17 protein-coding genes and 1 tRNA gene are annotated in these 16,307 nt (G+C 59.8%); 12 read left to right on the forward strand and 6 right to left on the reverse strand.

All coding sequences use genetic code 11. The features are described 5' to 3' along the window. Positions 1–21: 21 nt before the first annotated feature. The 3 genes from QR290_RS08280 to QR290_RS08290 all read left to right on the forward strand — a co-directional run bounded on the left by QR290_RS08280 (position 22) and on the right by QR290_RS08290 (position 3,235). Positions 22–609: a sigma-E factor negative regulatory protein gene (locus QR290_RS08280; RefSeq protein WP_011332903.1), complete on the forward strand. Its 588-nt coding sequence runs from the start codon at positions 22–24 to the stop codon at positions 607–609. Positions 610–617: 8 nt separating this feature from the next. Next, entirely contained in the window at positions 618–1,580 is a 963-nt protein-coding gene (locus QR290_RS08285) for a MucB/RseB C-terminal domain-containing protein (protein ID WP_289204702.1), read from the forward strand. A gap of 206 nt (positions 1,581–1,786) precedes the next feature. Continuing rightward, entirely contained in the window at positions 1,787–3,235 is a 1,449-nt protein-coding gene (locus tag QR290_RS08290; RefSeq protein ID WP_085747221.1) for a DegQ family serine endoprotease, read from the forward strand. A 79-nt stretch (positions 3,236–3,314) separates the two neighbouring features. On the opposite strand, the gene QR290_RS08295 is transcribed toward QR290_RS08290, so the two are convergent. Next, positions 3,315–4,748, reverse strand: a complete 1,434-nt coding sequence (locus QR290_RS08295) for a M48 family metalloprotease (RefSeq protein ID WP_115076889.1) — start codon at positions 4,746–4,748, stop codon at positions 3,315–3,317. 97 nt (positions 4,749–4,845) lie between these two features. On the opposite strand from QR290_RS08295, the gene QR290_RS08300 reads away from it, so the two are divergent. Both QR290_RS08300 and QR290_RS08305 read left to right on the forward strand, forming a co-directional pair. Then, complete coding sequence (locus QR290_RS08300; RefSeq protein WP_007958011.1) at positions 4,846–5,085, forward strand: sulfurtransferase TusA family protein; 240 nt, start codon at positions 4,846–4,848, stop codon at positions 5,083–5,085. A 32-nt stretch (positions 5,086–5,117) separates the two neighbouring features. After that, positions 5,118–6,188 carry an AI-2E family transporter gene (locus tag QR290_RS08305; protein ID WP_007958012.1) on the forward strand — a complete coding sequence of 357 codons (1,071 nt, stop codon included), beginning with the start codon at positions 5,118–5,120 and terminating at the stop codon, positions 6,186–6,188. 123 nt (positions 6,189–6,311) lie between these two features. On the opposite strand, the gene QR290_RS08310 is transcribed toward QR290_RS08305, so the two are convergent. Beyond that, positions 6,312–6,785, reverse strand: a complete 474-nt coding sequence (locus tag QR290_RS08310; RefSeq protein ID WP_064594118.1) for a peroxiredoxin — start codon at positions 6,783–6,785, stop codon at positions 6,312–6,314. 10 nt (positions 6,786–6,795) lie between these two features. Beyond that, positions 6,796–7,356 (reverse strand): glycine cleavage system protein R, encoded by a 561-nt coding sequence (locus QR290_RS08315; RefSeq protein WP_007958014.1) that lies wholly within the window; start codon positions 7,354–7,356, stop codon positions 6,796–6,798. A gap of 312 nt (positions 7,357–7,668) precedes the next feature. Between QR290_RS08315 and dapA the strand changes: the two genes are divergently transcribed. From dapA to QR290_RS08340, 5 genes are all read left to right on the forward strand, one after another. Next, positions 7,669–8,547, forward strand: coding sequence for a 4-hydroxy-tetrahydrodipicolinate synthase (dapA, locus tag QR290_RS08320; protein ID WP_085683177.1), 879 nt, complete (start codon positions 7,669–7,671; stop codon positions 8,545–8,547). A 17-nt stretch (positions 8,548–8,564) separates the two neighbouring features. After that, positions 8,565–9,680: an outer membrane protein assembly factor BamC gene (gene bamC / locus QR290_RS08325; RefSeq protein ID WP_064383102.1), complete on the forward strand. Its 1,116-nt coding sequence runs from the start codon at positions 8,565–8,567 to the stop codon at positions 9,678–9,680. Between the two features lie 4 nt (positions 9,681–9,684). Then, on the forward strand, positions 9,685–10,443 hold the full coding sequence (locus QR290_RS08330; RefSeq protein WP_007958017.1) for an MBL fold metallo-hydrolase: 759 nt from the start codon (positions 9,685–9,687) through the stop codon (positions 10,441–10,443). A 28-nt stretch (positions 10,444–10,471) separates the two neighbouring features. Further along, positions 10,472–11,185, forward strand: a complete 714-nt coding sequence (gene purC / locus QR290_RS08335; RefSeq protein WP_007958019.1) for a phosphoribosylaminoimidazolesuccinocarboxamide synthase — start codon at positions 10,472–10,474, stop codon at positions 11,183–11,185. An 84-nt stretch (positions 11,186–11,269) separates the two neighbouring features. After that, positions 11,270–11,359 (forward strand) — tRNA-Ser (locus tag QR290_RS08340). A gap of 75 nt (positions 11,360–11,434) precedes the next feature. On the opposite strand, the gene QR290_RS08345 is transcribed toward QR290_RS08340, so the two are convergent. Both QR290_RS08345 and QR290_RS08350 read right to left on the reverse strand, forming a co-directional pair. After that, positions 11,435–12,331 carry a DUF2950 domain-containing protein gene (locus QR290_RS08345; protein WP_115076890.1) on the reverse strand — a complete coding sequence of 299 codons (897 nt, stop codon included), beginning with the start codon at positions 12,329–12,331 and terminating at the stop codon, positions 11,435–11,437. Then, entirely contained in the window at positions 12,328–13,728 is a 1,401-nt protein-coding gene (locus QR290_RS08350) for a DUF3300 domain-containing protein (protein ID WP_115076891.1), read from the reverse strand. Before QR290_RS08350 ends, QR290_RS08345 begins: the two co-directional genes overlap by 4 nt. Before the next feature lie 257 nt (positions 13,729–13,985). On the opposite strand from QR290_RS08350, the gene ppk2 reads away from it, so the two are divergent. Then, a complete protein-coding gene (gene ppk2 / locus QR290_RS08355; protein ID WP_115076892.1) occupies positions 13,986–14,810 on the forward strand; it encodes a polyphosphate kinase 2 in 825 nt (274 codons plus the stop codon). A gap of 59 nt (positions 14,811–14,869) precedes the next feature. Here ppk2 and QR290_RS08360 read toward each other — a convergent pair whose 3' ends face one another. Beyond that, entirely contained in the window at positions 14,870–15,061 is a 192-nt protein-coding gene (locus tag QR290_RS08360) for a YegP family protein (protein ID WP_007958030.1), read from the reverse strand. Between the two features lie 275 nt (positions 15,062–15,336). Between QR290_RS08360 and QR290_RS08365 the strand changes: the two genes are divergently transcribed. Further along, complete coding sequence (locus QR290_RS08365; RefSeq protein WP_115076894.1) at positions 15,337–16,305, forward strand: glycosyltransferase family 2 protein; 969 nt, start codon at positions 15,337–15,339, stop codon at positions 16,303–16,305. Positions 16,306–16,307: the final 2 nt, after the last annotated feature.

Consider the following 16,307-nt stretch of genomic DNA (forward strand, 5'->3'; position numbering starts at 1 on the left):
GACAGCCAAGAGAGGAACGCCATGAGTCGTGAAGCCCTGCAGGAATCGCTGTCCGCAGTGATGGATAACGAAGCGGACGAACTGGAATTGCGTCGAGTGCTCAATGCACTGGACGATGTTGAAACCCGTGAAACCTGGGCTCGTTACCAGATCGCTCGGGCAGCCATGCACAAGGATCTGTTGCTTCCACGTCTGGATCTCGCTGCGGCCGTTTCTGCTGCACTGGAAGACGAAGCGACCCCTGCCAAGGTGTCCCGCGGCCCATGGCGCAGCCTCGGTCGTCTGGCCGTAGCCGCTTCGGTGACCGTTGCCGTTCTGGCGGGTGTTCGCCTGTACAACCAGGACGAAATCGCCGGCGTCGAACTCGCCCAGCAATCCAATCAGCCAGTGTTGGCCACTCCTCAGGTCAAAGGGCCGGCGGTATTGGCAGGCTACAATGAGAGTTCGGAAGCCACTGGCCCAATGGCCAATGGCGTATTGCAAGGTCAGCCAGGCTGGCACGATCAGCGTCTGCCAGGTTACCTGCGTCAACACGCTCAACAGGCTGCCTTGAAAGGCACCGAGAGCGCGCTGCCTTATGCACGTGCAGCAAGCCTGGAAAACCGTTAAGGGGGATCATGCGCGCCATACCTCTACTTTCGCTTCTGCTCAGCGGCTGGTTCATTGTTCCAGCCCACGCCGACGAGGCTCAGGCCTGGTTGACCCGCCTGGGCCAGGCCGAGCAGCAGCAAAGCTTTCACGGCACATTCGTTTACGAGCGTAACGGTAGTTTCTCTACCCATAACATCTGGCATCGCGTCCAGAATGGCCAGGTCCGCGAGCGTTTGCTTCAGCTCGACGGTTCGGCTCAGGAAGTCGTGCGCATTGATGGGCATACTCAATGCGTCAGCGGCACCCTGATTGCGGGTCTGGGAGACTCTCCCAATTCCGCCGCTCGTCCTCTCGATCCTCAAAAGCTGAAGAACTGGTATGACCTTGCAGTCATAGGCAAGTCGCGCGTAGCCGGGCGTGAAGCGGTGATCGTATCGCTGACGCCGCGGGATCAGCACCGTTACGGATTCGAACTGCATCTGGACAAGGAAACGGGTCTGCCGCTCAAGTCGCTGCTGTTGAACGACAAGGGACAGTTACTCGAAAGATTCCAGTTCACGCGGCTGGATACGTCTGAAGTCCCGTCCGATAAAGATCTGCAAGCCAACTCCGATTGCAAGACAGTCACTCTCGACAGCGACAAGGCTTCTGCGGTCAAGACCGCACAGGTCTGGCGTTCCGACTGGCTGCCTCCTGGTTTCGAACTTACCAGCAGTTCCTCGCACAAGGATCCGGAAACGAAGACACAGGTCAACAGCCTGTTGTATGACGATGGTCTCGCCCGTTTCTCCGTATTTCTTGAGCCGCTGAACGGCGCAACCGTCACCGATACCCGGACTCAACTGGGCCCGACCGTTGCCGTATCCCGCCGTCTGACAACGCCTCAGGGCGAAATGATGGTCACGGTGGTCGGCGAGATTCCGATCGGGACCGCCGAACGGATTGCCCTGTCGATGCGCAATGATGGCGCTGCAACCAGCAAGCAGTGAGCTGATTCCAGCTATCTCCACTTCGTCGTCGAGACGTGAAATGATTGCTGAGCATTTTCATTTGCAAAACACCCGAAAATTTTTTATAGGTCAGAGCCTCACGGCTCTGGCCTTGTTTGTTGTTCCCGGAACAAAAATGCCGGCCTGTGGTTTCCGGTGTTCCTTGCTCCATATCGCTTAACCCTGCTCGTCGTAACGGGAGCTGTATGTCGATACCAAGCTTGAAGTCTTATCTCTCCATTTTCGCCACTGTGCTGGTGCTCGGTCAGGCTGTTCCTGCAGTCCAGGCGGCTGAAGCAGCCAGCCCGGCCAACCTGCCTGATTTCACCCAGTTGGTTGAACAGGCCTCGCCTGCGGTAGTGAACATCAGTACCACGCAAAAACTGCCGGATCGCAAAGTGAACCAGCAGATGCCTGACCTGGAAGGCTTGCCGCCGATGCTGCGCGAGTTCTTCGAGCGCGGCATGCCGCCGCAACAGCGTTCTCCGCGTGGTGATCGTCAGCGTGAAGCGCAGTCGTTGGGTTCGGGCTTCATCATTTCGCCGGATGGCTACATCCTGACCAACAACCACGTGATCGCCGATGCCGATGAAATTCTCGTTCGTCTGGCAGATCGCAGTGAAATGAAAGCCAAGCTGATCGGCACCGATCCACGTTCCGACGTGGCGCTACTGAAAATCGAAGGCAAGGATCTGCCAGTGCTCAAGCTTGGCAAATCCCAAGATCTGAAAGCCGGTCAGTGGGTCGTGGCAATCGGTTCGCCATTCGGCTTTGACCATACCGTGACCCAAGGCATCGTCAGTGCCGTCGGCCGCAGCCTGCCGAACGAAAACTATGTGCCGTTCATCCAGACCGACGTGCCGATCAACCCGGGCAACTCCGGTGGCCCTCTGTTCAACCTGAACGGTGAAGTGGTCGGGATCAACTCGCAGATCTACACCCGTTCCGGTGGCTTCATGGGCGTGTCGTTCGCCATTCCGATCGACGTGGCGATGGACGTTTCCAATCAGCTGAAAAGCGGTGGCAAGGTCAGCCGTGGCTGGCTGGGCGTCGTCATCCAGGAAGTGAACAAGGATCTGGCGGAGTCGTTCGGTCTGGACAAGCCGGCCGGTGCGCTGGTTGCACAGATTCAGGATGACGGCCCGGCTGCCAAGGGCGGCTTGCAAGTGGGGGACGTGATCTTGAGCATGAACGGTCAACCGATCGTCATGTCCGCTGACCTGCCACATCTGGTGGGTGCCTTGAAGGCTGGTGCCAAGGCCAATCTCGAAGTGATTCGTGACGGCAAGCGCAAGAATGTGGAGCTGACGGTCGGCGCCATTCCTGATGAAGACAAGGAACTGGATGCCCTGCCGAAATCCGGTGCCGAGACCAACAGCAATCGTCTGGGTGTTTCCGTTGCCGAGCTGAGCGCCGAGCAGAAGAAAACCTACGACCTGAAAGGTGGTGTGGTGATCAAGGAAGTGCAGGACGGTCCTGCGGCCCTGATCGGTCTGCAACCGGGCGACATCATCACCCACCTGAACAACCAGGCCATTGGTTCTTCCAAGGAGTTTGCCGAGATCGCCAAGGCGCTGCCGAAGAACCGTTCGGTGTCGATGCGCGTTCTGCGTCAGGGTCGTGCCAGCTTCATCACCTTCAAACTGGCTGAATGATCCAGTTATTCAAGAAGTAAAAAGAAACCGCCTCGAAAGAGGCGGTTTTTTTGTGTCCGGAATTTGTCTCGGCACGGGCTTAACCCATCATGTCCTTGACCATGCGCTCCTGCTCCATCAGCTCGCGTTGACGGGCATCGATACGCGAAGACAGTGGGAAGTTGCTGCCGGCCTTGCGTTTGGCGAAGTCCAGTTGCTGGATGGCCTGGCGGTAATCGCCGACCAGCGCGAAATATTCGGCACGGGCCTGATGCAGGCCGATGATGTTGCCGGACAGTCCGCGTGTTTCTGCGACCTGATACCAGACATCCGGATCGTCCGGACGTGATTTCAACAAGCCTTCCAGCGCCTTCTCTGCATCGGCGGTGCGGTTCTGTTTCAGCAGCAGATCGACGCGCACCTGATTCAGCGGGTAATTGCCTGGATACTGACTGAGCATCCGGTCGACCCGTGACTGGGCATCGGTCAGCTTGTTGTTGGTGATGTCCAGATCGATCTGCGCCAGGTTGTAGATGATCTCGTTCGGCGATTTGGCCAGCAGTTGCGTGAGATTCTCCCGTGCTTCGTTCAACTGGCCACCCTTGATCTGGGCGATCGCCAGGCCGTAGCGAGCCACGTCGTTTTTCGGGTTCTCATCCAGTTGGGCGCGGAAGCGCTTGGCACCAAGGCCCGGCGTTTCTTCGTAGGTCAACTGCACCCGCGCGCGGATCAGTTGATAGCGCATGCTGTCTTCGATGCCGCCGGGTTTGGCCTGTTCGGCGCGGTTGCGGGTGTCGGCGATCCGCGATTCGGTGACCGGGTGAGTCAGCAGGAATTCCGGTGGCTTGGCGTCGAAGCGATACTGGCGCATCAAGCGCTCGAACATGGTCGGCATCGAGCGTGGATCGTAGCCGGCCTTTTCCAGGTTGAGGATGCCGATGCGGTCGGCTTCCTGCTCGTTCTGACGCGAGAAGCGCCGTTGTTCCTGAATCGCCGCCGCCTGGGTGCCGGCAATCGCTGCAATGCCGGCATCGCCCGCGCCGGCGGCCGCGATCACGATACCGGCCAGCAGCGCCGCCATCATTGGCACTTGCATGCGCTGCGAGGCCTCGACGCCACGGGCGAAGTGGCGCTGGGACAAGTGAGCCAGTTCGTGAGCCAGTACCGAGGCATATTCGCCCTCGGTCTGGGCGTTGAGAAACAGGCCGCCGTTGACCCCGACAATCCCGCCCGGTGCCGCGAAGGCGTTCAGTTGCGGGCTGTTGATCAGGATGAATTCCAGGCGTCGGTCATTGACCTGGCTGGTTTCCACCAGTTTATAGACGCTGGACTCGACGTAGTCCTTGAGCTGTGGATCGTTGAGCTGCGAAACCTGGCTGCGCAGCAACGCCAGCCAGGCGCGACCCAATTGATATTCCTGTTGTGGCGAGACGATGGCAGAGCTGGCGTCACCGAGTGACGGCAGGTCGTCGGCGAAGCCCGGTGAGGCGAGCAGGCAAGCGAGCGTCAGCAGGGTAGGGCGCAAAAAAGTCATGCACAAAGCCTTAGTCGACAAAGACCTTACTGTAGCCGGACACCGGGCTTGCGACCAGATATTCTAGGCAGCCTGACCACCTGATCCGGAGTAACGCATGACCGACGCTGTAGCCCATGACTGTGAACTGGACGCCAGTGGCCTGAATTGTCCGTTGCCGTTGCTCAAAGCCAAAATGGAGCTGAACAAGCTGCCCAGTGGCGCGGTGCTGAAGGTGATTGCCACGGATGCCGGCTCGCAACGCGACTTTCGCACCTTTGCCAAGTTGGCCGGTCATACGCTGCTGCGTGAAGAAGACGAGGCGGGTGTCTACCGTTACTGGCTGAAAAAAGCCTGAAACCGACCGCGTAAATGACTTAAGGAAAATTGATGTTCAAAGTGTTGCGCGACTGGATTCAGCGCTACTTCTCCGATGAGGAAGCGGTGGTGCTGGCGGTTTTGCTGTTTCTCGCCTTCACCGCTGTGCTGACGCTTGGCGGAATGCTCGCGCCAGTGCTGGCCGGGATGGTGCTGGCGTATCTGATGCAGGGGCTGGTGGTCACGCTCGAACGCCTGCGCGTACCCGGCGGCGCGGCGGTCGGTCTGGTGTTTGCGCTGTTCATGGGCGTGCTGATGGTGTTCATCGTCGTGGTGCTGCCGCTGCTCTGGCATCAGTTGATCACGCTGTTCAACGAATTGCCGGGGATGCTCGCCAAGTGGCAATCGCTGCTGCTGTTGCTGCCGGAGCGCTATCCGCATCTGGTCTCCGACGAGCAGGTGCTGCAAGCGATCGAAGCGGCGCGAGGCGAGATCGGCAAGTTTGGCCAGTGGGCGCTGACGTTCTCGTTGTCGAGCTTGCCGCTGCTGGTGAACATCATGATCTACCTGGTGCTGGTGCCGATCCTGGTGTTCTTCTTCCTCAAGGATCGGGCAATGATCGGCGAGTGGGTGCGCGGCTATTTGCCGCGTGAGCGGGCGCTGATCACTCGGGTGGCCGAGGAAATGAACCGGCAGATCGCCAACTACATTCGCGGCAAGGTCATCGAGATCGTGATTTGTGGTGGAGTGACTTACATCGCATTTGTCGCGCTGGGACTCAACTACGCGGCGTTGCTGGCTCTGTTGGTAGGCGTGTCGGTGGTGGTGCCGTATGTCGGGGCGGTGGTGGTGACCGTGCCGGTGCTGCTGATTGCGCTGTTCCAGTGGGGCTGGAGCGATCAGTTCATCTATCTGATGGCGGTGTACGGGATCATTCAGACCCTGGATGGCAACGTGCTGGTGCCGTTGCTGTTCTCCGAAGCGGTCAACCTGCATCCGGTGGCAATCATCTGCGCGGTGCTGTTGTTCGGCGGGTTGTGGGGATTCTGGGGAGTGTTCTTCGCGATTCCGCTGGCGACGCTGTTCAAGGCTGTGCTTGATGCGTGGCCGCGCAAGGAGCCAGTGGTGGCGCCACTGCTCTAGAAACCGGATTATTTGTTGGCTCTTATGGCCCCTTCGCGAGCAAGCCCGCTCCCACATTAGACCTCGGTCAACTGTGGGAGCGGGCTTGCTCGCGAAGGCGTCAGTAAGGTCGACGCAGAAAAATCAGGCCTTGTTCAGCGCCTGAGCAGCAGCCAGCACTGCATCGACATGTCCTGGCACTTTCACACCGCGCCATTCCTGACGCAGTACACCGTTCTTGTCGATCAGAAACGTGCTGCGATCAACACCCAGGTATTCCTTGCCGTAGAGTTTCTTCAGCTTGATCACGTCGAACAGCTGGCAGACGGCTTCGTCCTTGTCGCTGATCAGCTCGAACGGAAACTCCTGCTTGCACTTGAAGTTCTCGTGGGACTTCAGGCTGTCGCGGGAAATCCCGAAGATTTCCGTGTTGGCAGCCTTGAATGCTGCGTATTGATCGCGAAAACCCTGACCTTCAGTGGTGCAGCCCGGGGTGCTGTCCTTCGGATAGAAGTAGATCACCACTTGCTTGCCCTTGAGGGCCGACAGGCTGACAGTCTGCCCGCTGGTGGCAGGCGCTTCGAAATCCGTAACCGGTTGGTCGATGACAACGGCCATGAAAGCTTCCTTACATTGGGTTCTGTGGGCGCCACGGTTCAATCAGTGCATCCAGGTTCATGGCGTCGGCGAAATCCAGGAACTGGTCGCGCAGCCAACTGATCTGGGTGCCGGCGGGCAGGGTCACGGTGAACGTGGCGTTGAGCATGGTGCCGCCGGTCTGCGGTGCCTGATAGGTATCGCACGTCAGGTTTTCCAGCTCGACGTTGTGATCCATGAAGAACTGGCATAGCTCGTTGATGATGTCCGGGCGGTACGCCGAAGACACGTAAGCCACGTACGGCAGGGCTTGCGGGCGGTTTTCCAGGGCGGCGCTGCGCACCACGTTGACGGTGAACGCATGACGCTTGGCCAGCACGGGCAGGCTGCCTTCGAGGCGGGCCAGGGCGTCCCAGCTGCCCGAGACTTCGAGCACCAGCGCGCTGCACTCGCCGTGGCGGGTCAGGCGCGAAGTGACGACCGCACAGCGGTTTTCATGGCTGGCGCGGCACAGGACGTTGGTCAGCTCCATGGGATTGGCGCCGAGGGCACTGATGACAAGGAATTGTTCGCGAACTGTGGGGGTGGACATGCAGCATTCCTAAAGCGATGAGCGGTCGGTAGGGAGAGGGCGTTGATTGCCGGGGCAATGACTGTCCGGAAGGCCCGATTCGTGTGGCGCTACGGCTCCATTAAAAGGAAGCGTACGGCAACGACACTGGAACGGGGCCCGGGAGGCCGAAACGGGAGACTGGAACCCGGCGTACAAGCTGATCAGTACCGATCAAAGTCTGAAGGGTAGCGAAAAGCGGCGCCAAGGGGAATGGCGGCACAGTACTTCGCTTGTGCAAGCATCTTGGCGCCAGTACCATTACCGCTCTCTTTTTCCGGCAGGAGCGGTTTCATGATTGCGGGCAGTATGGTGGCACTGGTCACACCCATGGATGCACAAGGGCGTCTTGACTGGGACAGCCTCAGCAAACTCGTGGACTTCCATCTCAAGAACGGCACCCATGCCATTGTCGCGGTCGGCACCACCGGCGAGTCGGCAACCCTTGATGTAGAAGAACACATCGCCGTCATCAAAGCCGTGGTCAAACAGGTTGCCGGTCGCATTCCGGTGATCGCCGGTACCGGTGCCAACTCGACCCGCGAAGCGGTCGAGCTGACCCGCAATGCCAAGGAAGCCGGCGCCGATGCGTGCCTGCTGGTAGTTCCGTACTACAACAAGCCGACCCAGGAAGGCCTGTACCAGCACTTCAAGCACATCGCCGAAGCGGTCGACATCCCGCAGATTCTCTACAACGTTCCTGGCCGCACCTCCTGCGACATGCAGGCCGAGACCGTGATCCGCCTGTCCACCGTGCCGAACATCATCGGCATCAAGGAAGCGACCGGCGACCTGAAACGCGCCAAGGCGATCATCGACGGCGTGAGCAAGGACTTCATCGTGCTGTCCGGCGATGATCCGACCGCAGTCGAGCTGATTCTGCTGGGCGGTAAAGGCAACATCTCCGTCACCGCCAACGTCGCCCCGCGCGAAATGGCCGACCTGTGCGAGGCCGCGCTCAAGGGCGACGCCGAGACCGCACGGGCCATCAACGAAAAACTGATGCCGCTGCACAAGGACCTGTTCATCGAAGCCAACCCGATTCCGGTGAAGTGGGCTTTGGTCGAAATGGGCCTGATGCACGAAGGCATCCGCCTGCCGCTGACCTGGCTGAGCGCTCCTTGTCATGAAACGCTGCGCTCGGCCCTGCGCCAGTGCAACGTCCTGGTTTAATTGAGGAAGTACAACGCATGAAGCGAATGGCCGGACTTTCCGCACTTGCCTTGATTATCTCCAGCACCAGTGGCTGCGGATGGGTCTGGGGCCCGGAAGGTTATTTCCGTGACCGTGGTAGCGATTACCTGGAAGCGCAACAGACTGCACCGATGCAACTGCCACCGGACGTCAGCACCTCCAAGCGCCTGGATCCGCTGCTGCCGATCCCGCGCAACGTGGCCGACGACACCGCCAAGGGTGAATACATCGTTCCGCGTCCTCAACCGCTGTCGACCGTTGCCGATGCCAGCGACTACTCGCTGCAGAAGAGCGGCGATTCGCGATGGGTCATGGCCCAGCACCCACCGGCCGAAGTCTGGCCAGTGGCGGTGCAGTACTTCCAGGACAACGGTTTCCGTCTGGATGAACAGCGCCCGCAAACCGGCGAATTCACCACAACCTGGCAGCATTCCGACGAACTGTCCGCCGCCATGGCCAAGCGCCTGAGCGCCGCCGGCGTCAGCACCGACAGCGAAACCCGCGTGCGGGTGCGCATCGAGCCGGGCGTGCAGCGCAACACCAGTGAAGTCTATGTGGTCAGCGCCGAACGTCCTGCCGGCAGCACCGCCAATGTCGATTTCACCAACCGTTCGGTCAACACCGGTCTCGACGCTGCGCTGGTCGACGACATGCTCGCGAGCATGAGCCGTACCTCCGAGAAGGGTGGTTCGGTGTCGATGCTGGCTTCGCGTGATTTCGACACCCCAAGCCGTGTCAGCCTGAGCGAAGACGGCAGCGGCAACCCGGTACTGAACGTCGGTACGGACCTGGATCGTGCCTGGTCGAGCGTCGGTCGTGCGCTGGAGCAGGGCGAATGGCGCGTTGAAGACATCAACCGCAGCCTGGGTCTCTACTACATCAACTTGTCCGAAAAGGCCGAGAAGAAAGACGAGAAGCCTGGTTTCTTCAGCAGCCTGTTCGGCAGCGCGCCGACCAAGGAAGAAGTTGAAGCCCGTGCCGAGCGTTATCAGGTTCGCCTGAGCAAGGTCGGCGAGAACGTTCAGGTGACCGTCGAGAAAAACATCAACACCGTTGCGCCGGCCGATGTGGCCCGCAAAGTGTTGAGCGTGATTCAGGACAACCTGGGCTGATCCAATGCGTTTTGCCGTTCTCGGCAGCGGTAGCCAAGGGAACGGCACGCTGATCGCCAGTGCTGATACGTATGTGCTGGTGGATTGTGGTTTTTCCCTGCGGGAAACCGAAAAACGCCTGTTGCGCCTGGGTGTGAACCCGGCGCAACTGAGCGCGATACTCGTAACCCACGAACATGCCGACCACGTGCATGGCGTGGGTTTGCTGTCTCGGCGCTACAATCTGCCTGTCTACCTCAGTCGCGGCACACTGCGCGGGATGCGCAAACCGATTGAACCTGCCGGTTTCGTGACCGGTGGTGAGCAACTGCAGATCGGTGCTCTGAACATCGGGGTCATTGCCGTGGCCCATGATGCGCAGGAACCGACCCAGTACGTATTCAGTGACGGTGAGCGGCGCTTCGGCCTGCTGACTGACCTGGGCTCTTACTGCGAGCGGGTGCTGGACGGTTATCGGGATCTCGATGCGTTGATGATCGAGTCCAATCACTGCCGAGACATGCTGGCCCGTGGTCATTACCCGTACTTTCTCAAGCAGCGGGTGGGCGGCGAGCTGGGACATTTGAACAACCATCAGGCGGCATTCCTGGTGGCCGAGTTGGGCTGGCAAGGCCTGCAACATCTGGTCCTGGCCCATCTGAGCAGCAAGAACAACCTGCCGCAGCTGGCCCGGCAATGTTTTGTCGACACCCTCGGGTGCGACCCGGACTGGCTGCAACTGGCCGATCAAGATTCAGGGCTCGACTGGCGCCACATCGCCTAGCCCATCTACTTAGCAAGCGGAGCCCATCATGGAAAAACGTGAAGAACTCTACCGCGGCAAAGCCAAATCGGTTTACAAGACCGACGACGCTGACCGCTTGATCCTGCTGTTTCGCAACGACACTTCGGCGTTCGACGGCAAGCGCATCGAGCAGCTCGACCGCAAAGGCATGGTGAACAACAAGTTCAACGCCTTCATCATGCAGAAACTCGAAGCGGCCGGCATTCCGACCCAGTTCGACAAACTGCTGGCCGACAACGAAGTGCTGGTGAAAAAACTCGACATGATCCCGGTCGAGTGCGTCGTGCGTAACTACGCCGCCGGCAGCCTGGTCAAGCGTCTGGGCGTCGAGGAGGGCATGAAGCTCAACCCGTACACCTTCGAACTGTTCCTGAAGGACGACGCCAAGGGCGACCCGTTCATCAACGAATCCCACGTCGTGGCGTTCGGCTGGGGCACCGCCGAGCAACTGGCGCGCATGAAAGAACTGTCGCTCAAGGTCAACGAAGTCCTGAGCAAACTGTTCGACGACGCAGGCCTGCTGCTGGTGGACTTCAAACTTGAATTCGGCGTGTTCAGCGACGGCTCCATCGTCCTGGGCGACGAGTTCAGCCCGGACGGCTGCCGTCTGTGGGACAAGGACACCAAGAAGAAGATGGACAAGGACCGCTTCCGCCAGGGCCTCGGTGACGTCATCGAAGCCTACGAAGAAGTCGCCAACCGTCTGGGCGTACCGCTTTAATCGACGCAAGCATCTGATAGCACGGAAAAAATTTCGTTTAGGGGTTTCCCATTCAGCGAAAGTGTTGTTATGATGCGCGCCGTTGGAGAGATGCCAGAGTGGCCGAATGGGACGGATTCGAAATCCGTTGTACCTTCACCGGTACCTAGGGTTCGAATCCCTATCTCTCCGCCATACATAGAAAAAGCCCCGTAGCTGAGAAGCTACGGGGCTTTTTCGTTTCTGATCCTGCGCACCTCGATACCCGAGCTACTTCTCCCCCAAATCCACCACCTCCCAACTATCATCCGGATCAAACCGCGTCATCGCCTTCGCCACTTTCTCCCCATCCGGCCCGAGATCCTTCTGAAACACCTGGCCCTCATGGCTGATCATGAAGCTCATCACCCCGGTGTCGGCATACTTCGCAGGCCAGGCGATCAAGGCGAACCCGCGGCTCATCTTGTCTCCAATCAGATAGCTGTAAGCGCCGCCCGGGGCTGACGGGCCTTGGGCGTCGAGGATGCGGAAGTGGTAGCCGTGCCAGTCTTCGTCGTTGATGGCCTGGCCGAAGGCGGGGCCGAGGGGGCTGATCTGGTTGGTGTCGTCTTCTGGCCAATAGAGGCCGTCGTGTTTGCCGGGGGAGCTGAAGATTTTCTGTGCGTATTCGAGGGCGCCGTCGCCGTCGCGGTCTTCCGAGGCGTAGTCCATTTGGGCGTCGTGGTAGGCCAGCGCCGATTGCACTGCCGCCAGTTCGTTGCGGCCGATGCGACGGGCGCGGATTTCGACCTGGGCGGCGTTCATGTCGAAGCGCCAGCCGGTTTTGTCTTTGACGAGCGGGATGGGCAGCGTCCAGTGATCGGGCCCGACGGAGAGCACGGCTTTGCTGTCGCCGGTCTTTTCCAGAGTGTGCTGTTCGCGGTATTGCTGCAGAAAGGCATCGACATCGCTGCGCTGCACGCCTTCGCGGGGAATGAAGCTGTGCCATTCCTCGCCCAGCAGTTCGGTCAGGCGTTTTTGGTCGGCGTGTTGCGTACCGAGGGCTTCGACGAAGGCGTCAGCGGCTTTTTCCGGGGTTGGAAATACCTGCTGGGCCGAGGCGAAGGTCGACAATGCGAGGCCGGCCGCGAGGGTCAGGCAGCTTTTGACCAGAGAATGAATGTTCATCGACGGCCACCTCCTCTCTGACGCATTCCCCCGCCGGATGGCCGGCTGATCTGATGTCCGGCGGCGCGTGAGACGTTGGGACGTTGCGCGGAGATCTGGCTGGCCCGGCCGCGGTCAGCCTGGAGTCGGGTCTGTGACGGAGAGCGTGCGCCGGCGAAGGCGTTGTTGCGCGCACTGCCCGCTGCGGGTCGGGCTTGAGACGCACGGGTTTCACGTTGATTTAAGCCTGGCTGCCGCGCTTCCCGCGTGTTGCCTTGAGCGCGGTCGGCGACTCTGGGTCTGTCTGCACCACCTTGCATTCGGTTGCCGGCATGGGCGGATTGCGCTTCGCGGACTTGATTGCGGGCTTCCCGATTGCTGGTGGCGGGGCGTTCGATACCGGCTCTGTCCATCGAACTGCGGGCTCGCTCCCGGGCCTGCGCCCGCTGCGCGTTGTCCCCGCGATAGGCATCACGCTGAGCTGCGCCATCCAGTTGACGGCCAAATTGCGCGCGGCTGCGGTTGTCACGATAAGGCACGCCATCGCGATGCACGGTGTTGTGCTGCCACTTGTTCTGGTTGTTGGTGATCCGGTTGTTGACGTTGATGTTGTTGTAACGGTTCACATCGATGTCGATGTCGTTATGGCCCCAGTCGCAGTTACCCCACAACGACGCGACGACCGCCACGCCCGTACCGAAGGCCAGCCCGGCCACCAGCGCCTGACCCGGGTAGTAAGCGGGTGGCGGTGGGTAATACACCGGCGGGGAGGCCGGATAAGGCCAGGTGCCGTAGGTGGTGGTCGGGTTATAAGTCGGGACGTAGACCACCTGCGGATCGGCGGGCTGAATGATGATGGTCGTGTTGTCGGCCGGCTTGGTTGTCCCGGCAGAGATGGGCGGCGTTACGTTCTGCACGGTCACATTCTGATATTGATTGCTTTGCAGATTGCCCGCCGCCTGGGCCTGACGCCGCAAGCGCTGAACACCCGCCATGAGTTCGTCAGGCTGAGCCAGAAAGGCGTCCCCCAGACGTTGCACCCAGACCGGATCCTGCCCCAGTGTCGCCAAGACCTGCGGGAATGCCACCAATGCCTGCACGCTCGGGTCCCACGTCTGGCTGGCCACTTGCTTGACAGCGTCATCGCCCTTGGCGTCTGGATGCGCCTTGGACCAGGCCGCGGCTTCGGCGACTTCTCCCGGATAGGTGGCGGCCATTAGCACTTGTGCGAGCAGTGGATCGGGATACAGGGCAATCGACGCGAGCATCTGGTCGAGCTGCTCCGTGGTAAACACGGCATCTTTGGCCGGAGCGGTGGCAGCCGCCGGGGCCGCAGGTGCATCGGCGGCCTGCAACAAGAGCGGTGCAGCGCTCAAGGCGAGCATGAGCGACGCGGCACGCAAGAGCGAACTGTGCATGACCTCTTCCCCACATCCAGATGGCAGGTTTGCAACAAGCGAGGCATCAACGGCCGATATCGGACGCTGCGCCGTGATGGAGAATGGTTGGCGATTGGCGTTCCGTCAAAAACTGCACAGGCTTTTTCGCAATAAGCACGTTGCCTGAGCGTGACCGCCCGTTTGCTTGCGTTTTGCGATAAATGACTAAACTTTCCGGTTCCAGGTCATGCAATGCCAACGAGCCTGGCTGTCGCTCCAACCCGAGAGGTCTGGTCATGGCAAAGGGAAAGAAGAAAGACTCGCCCCGAGAAAAACCTGACGAACATAAAAAACTGTCAAACAAGGACTACCTTGCCGAACTGCGCCGCCTGCATATCGAACTGGTGAAAATGCAGGAATGGGTCAAGGCCGAAGGCATCAAGATCTGCATCATCTTCGAAGGCCGTGACGGTGCGGGCAAGGGCGGCACCATCAAGGCGCTGACCGAGCGGGTCAGTCCGCGGGTATTTCGTGTGATCGCGTTGCCGGCCCCGACTGACCGTGAGAAGAGCCAGATGTACATGCAGCGCTACTTGCCACATTTGCCGGCGGCCGGCGAAGTGGTGATCTTCGATCGCAGTTGGTACAACCGCGCCGGCGTCGAGCGGGTGATGGGGTTTTGCACGGACAAGGAGGTCGACAAGTTCCTCAAAGCTGTGCCGTTGGTGGAGCGCGCAGTTGTCGGTTCTGGCGTGATCCTGCTCAAGTACTGGTTGAATGTCAGTCAGGAAGAACAGACCCGACGCCTGGAGGCGCGCATTGTCGACGGCCGCAAGATCTGGAAACTGTCGCCGATGGACCTCAAGTCCTACAGTCGCTGGTATGACTACTCCCGGGCGCGGGACGACATGATCGAAGCGACCGATACCGATTACGCCCCGTGGCTTGTGGCCAACTCGAACGACAAGCGTCGGGCGCGGCTCAATATCATCTCCGATCTGCTCAGTCGCATCCCCTACAAAGAGGTGCCGCGAGAGAAAGTGACATTGCCCAAGCGGCAGAAACCGGGGGGGTACAAAGAATCGGATTATCCCTTCAGGCACATTCCCGAAAGGTTCTGACGCAACATCAGAAGCCGCCGGAGCTGCCAACACAGGCAACCCGGCGTCCTGGACAGTCCTCAGATCTCCTTGACCGGGGTCTCTCCCTGCACACCCTTGATCAACTCGATCACATGCAGACAATCCGCCTTGTTCACGTACGACTCCCCGCTGGCGACCGTCTCGTGGTTGCCAGCCCGCAGCCGCCAGCGCCATTGGCCCTTGCCGGTGCTCGGGGTGCCTTTGGATTGCCTGTAAATCTCGAAATACATTCAGTTCGCTCCATGCGATTTAGTGCGACAACCTGTGTGACGCCTCGACGCAAGCCTAGCGGAGCGCGGATTTTTGGCTATCGTGGATTTGTTTCCAATCGTTCGTGAATGTTTCGAAAGCCTCGGGCCAGAGCGCAGGAATCGGCCTTCGGATTGGCCGGAACGCCGTCGTTTCACCCTTGCATGACATATCTGGCTGCTGCTTAATACGGTGCGGCTCATGGCGTCGAACAGCGTTCGACGACCGACAATCACTATAAAAAAAGAGCAGTCCATTGACTCATCTGCACGGAACGCAACACGCGGGCCCGGTGAAGTTGTCGCTGGTGATTCCCGTGTTCAACGAAGAGGACAGCCTCGACGGCTTTCTCCTGCGCATTCGTCAGGTGTTCGAGCGTGAAGCGCTGATCAACTTGGAACTGGTGTTCGTTAACGACGGCAGTTCCGATACGACGCTGGAACGTCTCCTGGACTGCCAGCAGAGCGATTCACGCATCCGCATCGTTGATCTGAGCCGCAATTTCGGCAAGGAAGCGGCGCTGTCCGCCGGTTTGCAGATCGCCAGCGGGCAGATCGTGGTGCCGATCGACGTCGATCTGCAGGATCCGCCCGAAGTCATTTTGCAGATGATCGAGCGTTGGCGTGAAGGCTTCGAGGTGGTGCTGGGGCATCGTCTCAGTCGGCGTAACGACACCTGGGCCAAGCAGACCTCCGCCAGTTGGTTCTATCGCCTGCACAACCGGATTGCCGATCAGCCATTGCCGGAGAATGTCGGCGATTTTCGCTTGATGGATCGCTGTGTGGTCGATGCGTTGCTGACCTTGCCGGAGTCGCGGCGCTTCATGAAAGGCCTGTTCGCCTGGGTCGGTTTCCGCACCACTCAAGTCGAATACGAACGCCCGGAACGGGTGGCAGGGCAGAGCAAGTTCAATGGCTGGCGGCTGTGGAATTTTGCGCTGGAAGGCATCACCAGTTTCAGCACCGAGCCGTTGCGGATCTGGACATATCTGGGGGCGATGGTGTCGCTGGTGTCGTTTGCCTTTGCCATGTTCATCGTGGTGCGAACGCTGCTGTACGGTGTCGATCTGCCGGGCTATGCGTCGCTGATGGTGGCGGTGACATTCCTCGGCGGCCTGCAACTGATCGGCATTGGCGTACTGGGTGAATACCTGGGGCGCACATACATTGAAGCCAAACGCCGACCGGTCTTTCTGGTGCGCCGCGTTTACGATCCCAAGGACTGACC

It is taken from the genome of Pseudomonas fluorescens (genome assembly GCF_030344995.1).
GTDB classification, from domain to species: domain Bacteria; phylum Pseudomonadota; class Gammaproteobacteria; order Pseudomonadales; family Pseudomonadaceae; genus Aquipseudomonas; species Aquipseudomonas fluorescens_BF.